Origin of the sequence: Aquisalimonas lutea, assembly GCF_030409225.1 — a bacterium.
GTDB lineage: Bacteria > Pseudomonadota > Gammaproteobacteria > Nitrococcales > Aquisalimonadaceae > Aquisalimonas > Aquisalimonas lutea.
On record NZ_JAUFPK010000001.1, the window covers coordinates 373,571 to 387,131 of the forward strand.

At 71.2% G+C, this 13,561-nt stretch carries 14 protein-coding genes; 7 read left to right on the forward strand and 7 right to left on the reverse strand.

Annotation, left to right across the window (positions count from 1 at the left end):
* Window positions 1-22 precede the first annotated feature (22 nt).
* Together pyrE and QWY84_RS01810 are read left to right on the forward strand one after the other, a co-directional pair.
* Window positions 23-685: an orotate phosphoribosyltransferase gene (gene pyrE / locus QWY84_RS01805; RefSeq protein ID WP_290200737.1), complete on the forward strand. Its 663-nt coding sequence runs from the start codon at window positions 23-25 to the stop codon at window positions 683-685.
* A gap of 231 nt (window positions 686-916) precedes the next feature.
* Window positions 917-1,330: a hypothetical protein gene (locus tag QWY84_RS01810; protein WP_290200738.1), complete on the forward strand. Its 414-nt coding sequence runs from the start codon at window positions 917-919 to the stop codon at window positions 1,328-1,330.
* A 69-nt stretch (window positions 1,331-1,399) separates the two neighbouring features.
* On the opposite strand, the gene QWY84_RS01815 is transcribed toward QWY84_RS01810, so the two are convergent.
* Window positions 1,400-2,239 (reverse strand): alpha/beta hydrolase, encoded by an 840-nt coding sequence (locus QWY84_RS01815; RefSeq protein WP_290202660.1) that lies wholly within the window; start codon window positions 2,237-2,239, stop codon window positions 1,400-1,402.
* Between the two features lies 1 nt (window position 2,240).
* Between QWY84_RS01815 and QWY84_RS01820 the strand changes: the two genes are divergently transcribed.
* From QWY84_RS01820 to QWY84_RS01830, 3 genes are all read left to right on the forward strand, one after another.
* Window positions 2,241-3,389, forward strand: coding sequence for an alpha/beta hydrolase (locus QWY84_RS01820; protein WP_290200739.1), 1,149 nt, complete (start codon window positions 2,241-2,243; stop codon window positions 3,387-3,389).
* 3 nt (window positions 3,390-3,392) lie between these two features.
* Window positions 3,393-4,394, forward strand: a complete 1,002-nt coding sequence (locus QWY84_RS01825; protein ID WP_290200740.1) for an ATP-dependent 6-phosphofructokinase — start codon at window positions 3,393-3,395, stop codon at window positions 4,392-4,394.
* A gap of 96 nt (window positions 4,395-4,490) precedes the next feature.
* Window positions 4,491-5,162, forward strand: coding sequence for a DUF4124 domain-containing protein (locus tag QWY84_RS01830; protein ID WP_290200741.1), 672 nt, complete (start codon window positions 4,491-4,493; stop codon window positions 5,160-5,162).
* Window positions 5,163-5,182: 20 nt separating this feature from the next.
* On the opposite strand, the gene argB is transcribed toward QWY84_RS01830, so the two are convergent.
* From argB to coaBC, 4 genes are all read right to left on the reverse strand, one after another.
* Window positions 5,183-6,085, reverse strand: coding sequence for an acetylglutamate kinase (gene argB, locus QWY84_RS01835; protein WP_290200742.1), 903 nt, complete (start codon window positions 6,083-6,085; stop codon window positions 5,183-5,185).
* 157 nt (window positions 6,086-6,242) lie between these two features.
* Complete coding sequence (locus tag QWY84_RS01840) at window positions 6,243-8,669, reverse strand: phosphomannomutase/phosphoglucomutase (RefSeq protein WP_290200743.1); 2,427 nt, start codon at window positions 8,667-8,669, stop codon at window positions 6,243-6,245.
* Window positions 8,670-8,694: 25 nt separating this feature from the next.
* Window positions 8,695-9,153, reverse strand: a complete 459-nt coding sequence (gene dut, locus QWY84_RS01845) for a dUTP diphosphatase (RefSeq protein ID WP_290200744.1) — start codon at window positions 9,151-9,153, stop codon at window positions 8,695-8,697.
* The gene (gene coaBC, locus QWY84_RS01850) at window positions 9,150-10,373 is read right to left on the reverse strand and encodes a bifunctional phosphopantothenoylcysteine decarboxylase/phosphopantothenate--cysteine ligase CoaBC (RefSeq protein ID WP_290200745.1); all 1,224 of its coding nucleotides are present in this window, start codon (window positions 10,371-10,373) and stop codon (window positions 9,150-9,152) included. Before coaBC ends, dut begins: the two co-directional genes overlap by 4 nt.
* A gap of 133 nt (window positions 10,374-10,506) precedes the next feature.
* Between coaBC and radC the strand changes: the two genes are divergently transcribed.
* Both radC and QWY84_RS01860 read left to right on the forward strand, forming a co-directional pair.
* Entirely contained in the window at window positions 10,507-11,181 is a 675-nt protein-coding gene (radC, locus tag QWY84_RS01855) for a RadC family protein (RefSeq protein ID WP_290200746.1), read from the forward strand.
* 33 nt (window positions 11,182-11,214) lie between these two features.
* Window positions 11,215-11,448: a hypothetical protein gene (locus QWY84_RS01860; protein ID WP_290200747.1), complete on the forward strand. Its 234-nt coding sequence runs from the start codon at window positions 11,215-11,217 to the stop codon at window positions 11,446-11,448.
* 82 nt (window positions 11,449-11,530) lie between these two features.
* Here QWY84_RS01860 and rpoH read toward each other — a convergent pair whose 3' ends face one another.
* Window positions 11,531-12,373: an RNA polymerase sigma factor RpoH gene (rpoH, locus tag QWY84_RS01865; RefSeq protein ID WP_290200748.1), complete on the reverse strand. Its 843-nt coding sequence runs from the start codon at window positions 12,371-12,373 to the stop codon at window positions 11,531-11,533.
* A gap of 213 nt (window positions 12,374-12,586) precedes the next feature.
* Complete coding sequence (ftsX, locus tag QWY84_RS01870) at window positions 12,587-13,561, reverse strand: permease-like cell division protein FtsX (RefSeq protein WP_290200749.1); 975 nt, start codon at window positions 13,559-13,561, stop codon at window positions 12,587-12,589.

A 13,561-nucleotide genomic window follows, 5' to 3' on the forward strand; every position in this document is an offset into this window, starting at 1 on the left:
ACCACGAGCACAGGCTTCGCCCATGGAACCGTACCAGCAGGAATTCCTCGACTTCGCCCTGGAGCGGAACGTGCTCCGTTTCGGCGAGTTCGAGCTCAAGTCCGGCCGCATCAGCCCCTATTTCTTCAATGCCGGGCTGTTCAACACCGGGCGCTCCCTGGCCGCGCTGGGCCGGTACTACGCCCGCGCCATCATGGCCTCGGGGATCGCCTTCGACATGCTGTTCGGGCCCGCCTACAAGGGCATTCCGCTGGCCAGCGCCACGGCCGTCGCGCTGGCGGACGAGCACGGCCGCGACGTGCCCTGGGCGTTCAACCGCAAGGAGGCCAAGGACCACGGCGAGGGCGGCAGCATCGTGGGTGCCCCCCTGGCCGGGCGGGTTCTGGTCATCGACGACGTCATCTCCGCGGGAACCTCGGTGAGCGAGTCCGCCGCGCTGATCCGTGCCGCGGGCGCGGAGTTCGCCGGGGTCGCCATCGCCCTGGACCGCAAGGAGCGCGGCAGCGGCGAGGCCTCGGCCGTGGACCAGGTGCGGCAGAACCACGGCGTCCCCGTGGCCCCCATCGTGGACCTGGACGACCTGGTCCAGTGGCTGACCGAGCGCGGCGACCACGACGCCTCTCTGGCCGACATCCGCGCCTACCGGCAGCGCTACGGCGCGGCGAGCGGTGCCGGCGGCCGCTGAGCGGCGTCGGCGGCAACGCCGCCCGGGCCCATCAGCACTCCGCCATTCTGAGGCCTGTTTCACGGATTTTCGCCCCACCCGCTCACACCATGAAACGGTGACGGGGGTACCAGGGCCTGTTAACACGTCCCGCGGTCGCCCCGGCCGCTCCGCCGGGACCGGGCCTCGTTTCCCGCCTCGTCGCCGCAGCCCCGGGGCACCGAAACGGGCGAACGAACAAGGAGATCGACCGTGGCGACGCGCACGTATGCCGTACTGCATCTCAGTGATCACGACCACTCCATCCTGCGTTCCATCCTAAGCCTGCTGCACGCGGACGACGGCCAGTGGGAGGAGGCCGAGCCGTCCGGGGCCCAGGTCGTCTTCGTGGGCATGGATGACGAGCAGGGCCGGGCCGCCTGGGATGCCATCACGGACGCGGTTCCCGTGTGGTGCAGCACCACGCCGCCGGAGGAGCCGCAGCACAGCCTGGCGCTGCCCGTGAAGCTGAAGCACCTGCGACCACTGGTGCAGCGCCTCGAGCAGGACCTCGCCGCCCGGGACGAGCAGGAACAGGCCGAGGACAACGGCGGGGCTGAGGACCTCCAGGGATTCCCGACGGCGGCGACCATGATCTCCGTGGTCAACAGCCGCCGCCGCAAGTAGCAAAACGGGCACCGGCGAGCGCCGACCCGGGCGCCGTCCCCGTTATCCGCTGCCGCTGGGCGGTCGCGCTCACTCCGGCCGGTCGCGCGGCAGGCGACCCAGCCAGGCGGCGAGCCCGTCCATGTACGTCGCCCGGCTGCGCAGAAACCCCGTGTTGTGATCGCCCTGAATACGCAGGAAGGTCTTCGGCTCCGGGGCGGCGTCGTAGATGGCCCTGCCGTGACGGAAGGGCACGATGTCGTCGTCGGGGCTGTGCACCACCAGTACCGGCGCATCCACATCGTCCACCAGCGCCCGGGTCGGATACCGGAACCGTGCCAGCATGCGCACCGGGAAGACGGGATAGAGCTCGGCGCCGAGATCCGGCGCCGACGTGAACGCCGACTCCAGCACCAGCCCGCCCACGGGCCGCTCGGCCGCCAGGTGTGCTGCCACGGCGGCGCCCAGGGAGCGGCCGAAGGCGATGATCTCCCCCGGCGGGAGGCCGCGCTCCTCCACCAGGTACTGCCAGGCGGCTCGCGCATCCCGGTAGAGTCCCTGCTCGCTCGGCTGTCCCCCGCTGCGGCCGTAGCCGCGATAGTCGATGATCAGCGTAGCGACACCCAGCTCGTGGAACAGCACCAGGCTGTCCAGCCGGTGGCTGATGTTCCCGGCGTTGCCGTGGAAGAAGACGAATGTCCACCGCGCCTCGCCTCCCGGCCCGGGCACGAACCAGCCGTGCAGACGCACCCCGTCCTCGGTGCGCAGTGTCACCTCTTCCCAGGGCAGTCCGTGCTCGTCCGGTGTCGCCGCGATCGCCCGCCCCGGCACGCCGGGCAGATGGATCAGCCGCGACTGCATCCCGTACAGTAGGCCCATGACTGCGAGGTACGCGCCCAGCACCGCCAGGGCGATCACGCCCGCTGCCATCATGCCCCTTCTCCTGCGGCGTCTGGCAAGGCTCGTGTTTCTCGCCGCCTGCATGGCCGCCCTCGCTGGTTGCGGCAGCATCCACCGGGGCTACGAGAGCTACCTGGTGCTCGACGACCTCCAGTCGCAAGGCGCGTCGAGCCGCCTCCAGGCCACGACGGCAGCCCCGGAGCGTACGCCGGTAGGCTACACCATGGACGGGCGAACGCATGTAGCGGACGTCTACCGGCCCGCCGACCGGGCCCCGCGCGCCACGCTGGTGCTCATCCACGGCTTCACCGAGGAGGGCCGCCGCGACCCCCGGCTGGTCGCCTTCGCCAACAGCATGGCCCGGCTCGGGTTCGTCGTCATCGCGCCGGACGTCGAGGGACCGCGGACCCTGTCGGTGAGCATGGACGACGCCCGCACCATCCGCGACAGCGTGGCATACGCGCTCCGGGATCCCGACGACCTCGCCGAGCCGCCCGTGGGCCTGATGGCCTTCAGCTTCGCCGTGGGACCGGCGATCATCGCCGCCACCCGGCCGGCCGTCGCCGACGAGCTCCGCTTCGTGGTCGCCGTCGGCGGCTACTACGACCTGGACAAGGCGATCACGTACGTCACCACGGGCCTGGACCCGTACAGCGGCGAGCGGCGCGCCATGACGGACGCCCGCCGCCAGGCGCGGTGGGTCGTCCTGCGGAGCCAGCTGGACCGGCTCGACAGGGCCGGGGACCGGGAGCGGCTGCGCGCCATCGCCGAGCGCCGCCTGGAATCACCGGGGGCCGACGTGAGCGCGCTGCGGGCCGGGCTGAGCGCAGACGGGCGGGCGGTATACGCGCTGGTGACGAACACCGACCCCGAGCGCGTACCGGAGCTGCTGGAGGCGCTGCCGGCGGACGTGCGCGCGACCATCGAGGCGCTGGACCTGGCCCGCCGTGACCTGTCCCGGCTGCAAGCCCGGCTGGTCCTGATCCACGGCACGCAGGACCGCGTCATCCCCATCGGGCACAGCAGGCAGCTGCAGGCCGCCGTCGGCGACGACCAGGCGCACCTGTATCCTGCCAGCGGCCTGTATCATGTCGAGGTATCCCCGGGTCTGTACAGCGGCTGGCAGCTCTGGCGCGCCGGCTACCGGATACTCACCCTGGCAGACGACAATGGAGACTGAATCGTGTGGACGCCCCCTGACATTCCCGTCACCCGGACCATCCGCCGGCTGGCCGTGCTCACCAGCGGCGGCGACGCCCCCGGCATGAACGCGGCCGTACGCGCGATCACGCGCACCGCCGGCTCCCGCGGGATCGAGGTGCTGGCGGCGGAACGGGGCTTCAGCGGCCTGGTCCACGGCCAGCTGCAGCCGCTGAGCATGGGCTCGGTGGGCAGTATCCTCCAGCGCGGCGGCACCATTCTCAAGACGGACCGCTGCGAGGCCTTTCTCGACCCGGAGGTGCGCGCCCGGACCGCGGACGACCTGCGCGCCCAGGGCGTGGACGGCGTGGTGGTCATCGGCGGCGACGGCTCCCTGACCGGGGCCCATCACCTGGCCCGGGAGTCGGGGCTGTCCGTGGTCGGCCTGCCGGGGACCATCGACAACGACATCGTGGGCACGGAGGACAGCATCGGCTTCGACACCGCGGTGAACACCGCCCTGGAGGCCATCGACCGCATCCGCGACACCGCCCACTCCCACGACCGCCTGTTCCTGGTGGAGGTCATGGGCCGGAGCTCGGGATTCATCGCCCTGTCGGTGGGCATCGCCGGGGGCGCGGAAGCCATCCTGCTGCCCGACCAGGCGATCACCGGCGATGCCCTGATGACCCGCATCGCCGGCACCCGTACCCGGGAGAAGGCCAGCAGCCTCGTGGTAGTCGCCGAGGGCACCGACCCCAGCTACACCACCCGGCTGGCCGCCGAGCTGGGCGCCCTGGGGCATCCCGCCCGGGCCTGCATCCTGGGCCACGTCCAGCGCGGCGGCAATCCCAGCGGCCACGACCGCGTTCTCGCCTCGGTGCTGGGCGCCAGCGCCGTGGACCACATCCAGGGCGGCCACAGCGACATCATGCTCGGGATCCGCGACGGCGCCATTGCGACCACGCCGCTGGAGCGGGTCGGCCGCGAGCGCAAGGTGCTGCCGGAGGCATGGCTCGAGCTGGCCCGCACGCTGGCACGGTAGCCGCGCGGCGATCGCGGGTCTGTCTCCGATTTGCGTCACCACGACCGTTTCCGAGTACACTGCCGACTCCGGGACAACCATCGCAGGGAGGTAGCCATGCCGTTGACGGTCCGGTGCACGCGCAGAGGGCGCAAGCCCGCCCGTACCGCCAGCTTGGTGGTTCTTGGGGCGGTCGTCCTGTGGAGCCCGCTGGGTGCCGAAGAGCTCTACCGCTGGACCGACGAGGACGGCAACGTGCACTACAGCGACACCCTGCCCGCCGAGCGGGCGCCGGACGCGCGGGATATCTACGATCGCGCGGGACGGCACCTAGAGAAGGTGGACGCGGCCCTGTCGGAGGAGGAGCGCGCGCTGGAGCGGGAACGCCGGCGCCAGGAACGCGAGGCGGAGGCCCTGCGCCGCGAGGAGGCCAGGGAGCAGGCCAAGTACGACCGCATGCTGCGGCGGACCTACACCAGTGTCGAGGCGGTGCAGGAGGCGCGGGACGAGCGCCTGGAGAATCTCGAGGCCACCATCGAGCTCTCGCGCAGCCGCATCGCCCGCTACCGCGAGGAGCTGGAGCGCCTGGAGAGCGATGCCGCCCGCCAGGAACGCATGGCCAACGGCAATCCCGGCCCCGTCTACGAGCGCATCGACCAGATCGAAGGGCGCATCCAGCGCCAGCAGGAGTTCATCGAGCGGCACCGGGCGGACATGGAGGACATCCGCGAGACCTTCGGCGACCACATCGAGCGCTTCCGGGAGCTGCAGGCGCGCGACGACGGCTGATCCCGCCCCGCCGCGCGACGCTATGCCGCCCCGGGTCCCTGGATCAGCGTGCCGACGCCCCGGTCCGTGAAAAGCTCCAGCAGCACGGCGTGATCCACGCGGCCGTCGATGATATGGGCCGCGCGCACGCCGGACTGCACCGCTTCCAGCGCGCACCGGATCTTCGGCAGCATGCCTCCCTGGATGGTGCCGTCGCCGATGAGCTCCTCGACCCGCGCGGCATCCAGCCCCGTGAGCAGGCTGCCCTGCTGGTCCAGCAGGCCGGGGGTGTTGGTCAGCAGGATGAGCTTCTCGGCATCCAGGACCTCCGCCAGCTTGCCGGCGACCAGGTCGGCGTTGATGTTGTACCCCCGACCGTCATCCCCCACGCCGATGGGCGCGATGACGGGAATGAACTCGCCGGTGTCGAGCATGTTCACCACGGAGGCATCGATGGAAGCGACCTCGCCCACGTGACCGATATCGGGCTGCTCGCTGCCGGGGCTCTCCGCACCGACCCCCTGCAGCCGCAGCTGCCGGGCGCGGATGAGCCCGCCGTCCTTGCCGGTCAGCCCCACGGCCCGGCCGCCCTGGGCGTTGATGAGCTGGACGATCTCCTTGTTCACCAGGCCGCCGAGCACCATCTCCACCACGTCCATGGTCTCGGCGTCGGTCACCCGCATGCCGTCGATGAACTCGGTCTTCTTGCCGATGCGCTCCAGCAGCTGGCCGATCTGGGGCCCGCCGCCGTGGACGACCACCGGATTGAAGCCCACCAGCTTCATGAGCACGATGTCGCGGGCGAAGCTCTGCTTGAGGGCATCGTCCACCATGGCATTGCCGCCGAACTTCACCACGATGGTCTTGCCGTGGAAGCGGCGGATGTACGGCAGCGCCTCCGTGAGGACTTCGGCGACTTCGGCGGGGGTCTTGGAGGTGGTCATGGGTGCGGTGTCGGCTCTCGCATAGCTTGGAGTTTTCAGTTTTCAGTTGAAGAGCTTGCTGGATCTGGCTCCCGCGGGCAATGCGCCTTTCCGATCACCTCCCACCCTCCATTCCGGTTGCTGAACACTGCAAGCTGAACACTGAAAACTCCCCATCCTAGAACGGCAGTTCCAGGCCGGGGCGCGCCTCCAGCAGCAGCTCCCGGAAGCGCGCCTGGATCCGCTCCAGGGCCTGCTGGTCGTCACCCTCGAAGCGCAGCACCAGGCACGGCGTGGTGTTGCTCGAGCGCACCAGGCCCCAGCCGTCGGCGAAGTCCACGCGCAGGCCGTCGATGGTCGTTACGCGGGCATCCGGGAACGACGCCGCGGCGACCAGCCGCTCGATCACCTGCGGCGGCTCGCCCTCCTGGAGGTCGACCTTGATCTCCGGCGTGCTCACCGCCTCGGGCAGGGCGGCGAACACCTCGGTGCTGGAGAGCTCCTCCATGGACAGGATCTCCAGCAGGCGCGCCGCGGTGTAGATGCCGTCATCGAAGCCCGGCCAGCGGTCGTTGAAGAAGATGTGACCGCTCATCTCGCCGGCCAGCGGCGCGCCGCTCTCCTTCAGCTTGCCCTTGATCAGCGAGTGCCCCGTGCGCCACATCACCGGCACCCCGGCATTGTCGGTGATCACCTGGGCGAGCTGGGACGAGCACTTGACGTCGAAGACGATGTCGGCGCCCGGGTTGCGGATCAGCACATCCCGCGCATAGAGCATCATCTGGCGGTCCGCCCAGATGATCTTGCCGGTGGCATCCACCACGCCCAGCCGGTCGCCGTCGCCGTCGAACGCCAGGCCGACATCCGCCTGCTGCAGCCGCACCAGGCGGATCAGGGCCTCGAGGTTGTGCGGGTCGCTGGGGTCGGGATGGTGGTTGGGGAAGTTGCCGTCGACCTCGCAGTACAGCGGCTCCACCTCGCAGCCGATGGCCTCCAGGACGCGCGGCGCGATCGCCCCGGCGACGCCGTTGCCGGCGTCGACGACGACGCGCAGCGGGCGGTGCAGGGTGATGTCGCTGGCAATGGCGTCGATGTAGTCCTCGGCGACGTCCTGGCGGCGCACCTGCCCCTCGCCCTCCACCAGGTCCCCGGCCCGGATACGCCGGTACAGGCCGGTGATCGCCTCGCCGGAGAGCGTCTCGCCGGCGATCATGATCTTCATGCCGTTGTAGTCCGGGGGATTGTGGCTGCCCGTGATCTCCACGCCGGTTCCGGTCCCCAGGTGGTGGGTGGCGAAGTACATCACCGGGGTGGGCACCTGGCCGATGTCGATGACGTGGCGACCGGTCGTGCGCAACCCCTCCACCAGCGCCTCGGCCAGCTCGGGGCTGGACAGGCGCCCGTCGCGGCCCACCACCACCTCGGTACAGCCGCGGGCGGCGGCCTCGCTGCCGATGCTGCGGCCGATCTCCCGCACGACGTCGGCGGACAGCGTCCTGCCGACGACGCCGCGGATGTCATAGGCACGGAACAGGCTGGGATCCACGTTCACGGCAGGCTCCTTGTCTTGCTCGGCCGCCGCCACCTGGGCAGCCTCGGGATCGGTATCGTCCGCGGACGGCTCGGCGTCAAGCTCTTCCACGCGGATGCCGCCGTCGTTCCCTGGGTGCGAGCGCGGCGGCTCCTCGGGCGCCGGCTCGGGGACGGGCGCCGCCGGCTCGGCCGCGGTATCCGCCTCCGTATCGGCGGGCATGACACGCCCCAGGGCGCGGTTGGCCACGGCCGCGATCAGCAGGATCAGCACGGCCGCCACCCCGGCGATCGTCAGGAACCACCGATCGGCCAGCGGCGGCGCGCCGCCCCGGGATGCTGCGGGCGTATAGCGCACCTGCCAGGACGTCTCCGGCACGGCCGCGGTATACGCGGTCGCGGCCGGCCCCGTGCTGCCGCGGGCCAGCACGCGGGCGCCGTCCTGGACCAGCTCCACCCGGCCGCCGTCCGGCCCGTCGCCCGGCTGCAGATGCCGCGCCAGCCAGTCCGGCGCCAGGGCGACGATGACGTGGCCGACCACGGCCCCCTCGGTGCGCACCGGATGTACCAGGTTGATGTGGGCGTCCGCGCCCCCGAGCAGATGCCCCTCGGGCCCCACCGGGGCCGCGTCCCGCTCGGCGGCGCGCAGCATGTCGAGAAGGGCGTAGCCCACGGGCGGATCGGCGTCGCGGTCGGCCCGGTCGAACCCGGCCGGCACCAGGGCGATGCGCAGCGCCCGCGGAAATGCCGGCTCCAGGGTCGCCACGGCGTCGTTCATGCGCTCCTGGCTGCCGTCGGCCACGGCGGCGGCGATGGCGGGCTGCTCCGCGGCCAGCTCCAGGCGCCGGCGCACATCCGCCACCGCCGTGCCCAGGCGATCCGCCAGCAGCCCGGAGGTCGCGGCGCCCAGGCGCGCGCGCTCCGCCTGCCGCGCCTGGCCGGTACCGTCCGCGACCAGCCACAGTGCCCCCAGCGCGACGACCAGAATCAGCGCCGCGGTCAGGGCCATGATCCCCGCCGGTCCGGAGCGTCCCTGGCGACGCGGCTGCCTTGCCTCCCTGTTCCCGCGCTTCATACCGTTTCCTGCAGGTTGTCCCTGTTCAGCGCCGGCCGGAGTGGCCGAAGCCGCCGGCCCCCCGCTCACTGGTCTCGAAGTCGTCCACCACGCGCAGCGCGGGGCGTACCACCGGCACGAACACCAGCTGCGCGATGCGGTCGCCGGGCTCGATGGTGTAGCCCCGGTCACTGCGGTTCCAGCAGGACACGAACACCTGGCCCTGGTAGTCCGAGTCGATGAGCCCCACCAGGTTCCCCAGGACGATGCCGTGCTTGTGCCCCAGCCCGGAGCGGGGCAGGATCGTCGCCGCCACGCCCGGATCGCCGATATGGATGGCCAGCCCGGTGGGAATCAGCAGCGTCTGGCCGGGCGCCAGCTCGGTGTCTTCCTCCAGGCAGGCGCGCAGGTCGACCCCGGCGGCACCGTCGGTGGCGTAGTCGGGCAGACCCCACTCCCGCTCCAGGCGGGCATCCAGGATGCGTACGTCCACGGTGTCCGTCATGCCGGCCCCCCGGCGTGCGCCGTCTTCTGGCGGTAGCGGTCCGCCACCACGTCGACCAGCTCCGCGGCCAGGCGCGTCTTGGCCTTGGGCCCCAGGGAGATACCGCCGCCTTCCCAGGTGACCTCCAGGGCATTGTCCTCGGTATCGAAGCCGCCCTCGGGCCGCCCGACCCAGTTGGCGGCGATCATGTCCAGCCCCTTGCGCCGCCGCTTGTCCTCAGCATGGGCCTGCATGGCGTGGGTCTCCGCGGCGAAGCCCACGGTGAACGGGGGCCGTTGCCGGGCGGCCACGTCGGCGAGAATGTCCGGATTGCGCACCAGTGCCAGCTCCATGTCCGCGTCCTGCTTCTTGATCTTGGCCTCGGCCGGCGTGGCGACGCGGTAGTCCGCCACCGCCGCGCAGGCGATGAACACGTCGCAGGCGTCGACGCGCTCCATGACCGCCTCGTGCATCTGCTGCGCGGATTCCACGTCCACGCGCTCCACGCCCGCCGGGGTCGCCAGCGTCACCGGCCCGGCCACCAGGGTCACCCGCGCGCCGGCGCGGGCGGCGGCGGCGGCCAGGGCGAAGCCCATGCGCCCCGAGCTGCGGTTGCTGATATAGCGTACCGGGTCGATGGCCTCGCGCGTGGGCCCGGCGGTAATCAGCACGCGGGTGCCGGTCAGCTCCGTGCCGGGGAACAGCGCCGCCAGCCCGGCCACCAGCTCCAGGGGCTCCAGCATGCGGCCGTCGCCGACCTCCCCGCACGCCTGGTCCCCGGCGCCGGGCCCCAGGATGGTGGCGCTGCGCTCGCGCAGGCGGGCGACGTTGGCCTGGGTGGCGGGATGCGCCCACATGATCCGGTTCATGGCCGGCGCCAGCACCAGCGGCGCTTCCGTGGCCAGGCACAGGGTGGTCAGCAGGTCGTCGGCCAGCCCCTGGGCCAGGCGCGCGATGACGTCGGCGCTGGCGGGCGCGATGAGCACTGCGTCGGCCCACCGGGCCAGCTCGATATGCCCCATGGCCGCCTCGGCATCCGGATCCAGGAGGCTGGTGTGCACCGGATTGCCGGACACCGCCTGGTAGGTGAGCGGCCGCACGAATTCCTCGGCGCCGCGGGTCATGACCACGCGCACGTCGGCCCCGGCATCGCGGAGCCGGCGCACCAGGTCGGCGCTCTTGTAGGCCGCGATGCCGCCGGTCACGCCCAGGAGGATGTTCTTGCCGTCGAGCTCAGTCATGGCGCACAGGTCCAACTCGGGACACCAGAGTGTACGGGATATACCGGCGTTGCGTAACGGGGCCGGGTTGCATTGCGGCGGGCGGAACGGCTACAAGGGGTTCGACTCACGGACGAGATCGGGAGAGACCACCATGGCGATCACGGACTGGCCCGCCACGGAACGGCCGCGGGAGCGTCTGCTGGAGCACGGCGCGGACACCCTGTCGGATGCCGAGCTGCTGGCCATCTTCCTACGCACCGGCCACCGCGGCGTCAGCGCCGTGGCGCTGGCCCGGGAGCTGCTCACCCGCTTCGACGGCCTGCGCGGCCTGCTGGAGGCCGACCGCGAGCAGTTCTGTGCCTACCCCGGGCTCGGCGACGCCAAGTACACGCAGCTTCAGGCGGTGCTCGCCATGGCGCGGCGCTACCTGGCCACTGAGCTGGACCGCGGCGAGGCGCTCACCAGCCCCCGGGCCACGGCAGAGTACCTGCGGGCGCAGCTGCGCCACCAGCAAAGGGAAGTCTTCGGCTGCCTGTTCCTGGACAACCGCCACCGCGTGCTGCGCTTCGAGGAGATGTTCCACGGCACCATCGACGCCGCCGCGGTCTACCCGCGGGAGATCGTGCGCCGGGCGCTGGCGCTCAATGCCGCGGCGGTGATCGCCGCGCACAACCATCCCTCGGGCGTGACGGAGCCGAGCCGGGCGGACGAGCAGATCACGCGACGGCTCCGGGATGCGCTGGCGCTGGTGGACGTGCGCCTGCTGGACCATTTCGTCATCGGCGACGGTGCGCCGGTGTCCCTGGCGGAACGCGGGCTAGTATGATGGCGGCTCGATCGGACCAGCGCGAGGGGCATCATGCGCCGTTTCAGCGACGAGCAGGGCCGGCAGTGGGACGTCACCGTGGGACGCGAATCCTACGGCATGCAGGTGTTCCTGTTCATGCCGCTGGACGGCGGCGGCGTACGCAAGGCGCTCATGACCGCCGACACCTGGCTGGACGGCGAGCGGGAGCTGGGCGACATCGACGAGCAATCGCTGCGGGAGCGGCTGGGGGTGTCGGTGGACTGGACCGACACCGCAACCATGTAGGCCGGCTGCCCCGGGGACAGCCGGCCGAAGGGGTGGCACGCGCGACGCAGTAAGGGAGAAGAGAACAGCGCCGGGCCGGGGCTCAGGCCGCCATGGCGGCCTTGAGCTTGTTCATGGCGTTCTTCTCGAGCTGGCGCACGCGCTCGGCGGAGACGCCGTACTTGTCGGCCAGCTCCTGCAGCGTGGTCTTCTGCTCGGCCAGCCAGCGCCGCTGGACGATATCCCGGCTGCGGTCGTCCAGTCGCTCCACGGCGGCGTTGAGCGAATCCACCTGGTGATCGTCCCAGTCGTCGGCCTCGATCTGCGCCGCCGGGTCCATGCGGTGGTCGGTGAGGTACGCCGCCGGGGCACGGATCACCGTGTCCTCGTCGCCGTCGCTGTCCGGCTGCGGATCGAACGCCATGTCCTGCCCGCTGAGCCGGGACTCCATCTCCAGCACCGTCTCCGGCTTGACGCCGAGGTCGCTGGCGACCGTGTCGACTTCCTCGCGGGTCATCCAGCCCAGGCGCTTCTTGGAGCTGCGCAGGTTGAAGAACAGCTTGCGCTGGGCCTTGGTGGTCGCGACCTTGACGATGCGCCAGTTGCGCAGGATGTACTCGTGGATCTCGGCCCGGATCCAGTGCACGGCGAAGGAGACAAGGCGCACCTTGACCTCCGGGTCGAAGCGCTTGACCGCCTTCATCAGGCCGATATTGCCTTCCTGGATGAGATCCGCCAGGGGCAGACCGTAGCCGTTGTAGCCCCGGGCGATGTGCACGACGAACCGCAGATGCGCGAGCACCAGCTGCCGGGCCGCGTCGATGTTCTCGTGGTCGCGGTATTCCACCGCGAGCTCGTGCTCTTCCTCGGCGCTCAGAACGGGAATCTGGTTCACGGCCTGGATGTAGGCCTCTTCGCTGCCGGCACGCAGCGGTACCTGATGCATTGCAGTCTGCGTCAGTGCAGTACCCATCGTTACTCCCCCTCTTTACTGCCGCCTCCAGTTTAGCAGTCACCCCGTTTGAGTGCTAAACGCAGCAGAAGTTCCTGCGCAGTCCTGATCGGAGCTGCATCGGATGGCCTGCGCCGGAGCGCTCGCCACCACTGTTGCACATGCGGCCCGGCACACGCGTTTTCAAGGGCCGTCCCATTACCGGCCTCAGCGCGGCTCGATAGCCGCCAGATGCCGCCCGACCGCGACCCAGGAGCCGCACAGCCCCAGGCCGACGCCGGCCAGCCAGACCAGCAGGATCCCGTCCAGCCCCAGACCCGTCAGCAGGGGACCGGTGCGGTAGAGCTCGGCGAGCCGCTCCAGCGGGCCGCTGAGCACGAGCCGGCCGCCTTCCACCAGGATGACCGCCAGCACGCCGCCGAGGAGCCCGTACCAGGCCCCCTCGTACAGGAATGGACGCCGGATGAAGGCATCGGTTCCGCCGATCAGCTTGGTGACCACGATCTCCTCCCGGCGGTTCTCGATGGCCAGGCGGATGGTGTTGCCCACGACCATGACCACGGCCAGGGCGAGCAGAACCGCCACCAGCCAGGCGATGCGGCGGGAGAGCTCCATGATGGCCTGCAGCCGCTGCACCCACTCCAGATCCAGCCTTGCCCGGGCGACGGCGGGCTTGCGGCCCAGCTCACGGGTCAGCGCCTCGACGGCCCCCGCCGGCGTGCCCGGCTCGGGGTAGACCACCACCAGCGGCGGCAGCGGGTTGTCGTCCAGCATCGCCACGGCGTCGTCCATCTCCGAGAGCTCGCGGAACTCCGCCAGGGCCTGCTCCGGGGTCACGGTCCGCGTGCGCTGCACCTCCGGGCGCTGCAGGATCTCCTCCGCCAACCCCTGCTGCTCGTCCGGGGAGGTCTCTTCCTGCAGGAACAGCGAGATCTGGGCGCCGTCGTCCCAGCCGCTGGCGTGGCGCTCCAGGTTGTCCAGCGCCAGCAGGAAGGCGGCCGGCAGGGCCAGCGCCACGCCCAGCACGCCGGCGGTCATGCCGCTGGCGACACGGCTGCGGGACAGCCGCCCCAGGGCGCCGATGGCCGCACGGGCGTGATCCGCCCCCCAGGCCCGCAGCCGGCCTCCGCCCGGGGCGCTGCGGCGCGTCCGGCTGCTGCGCTGCTGCCGCCCTCGGGCCAT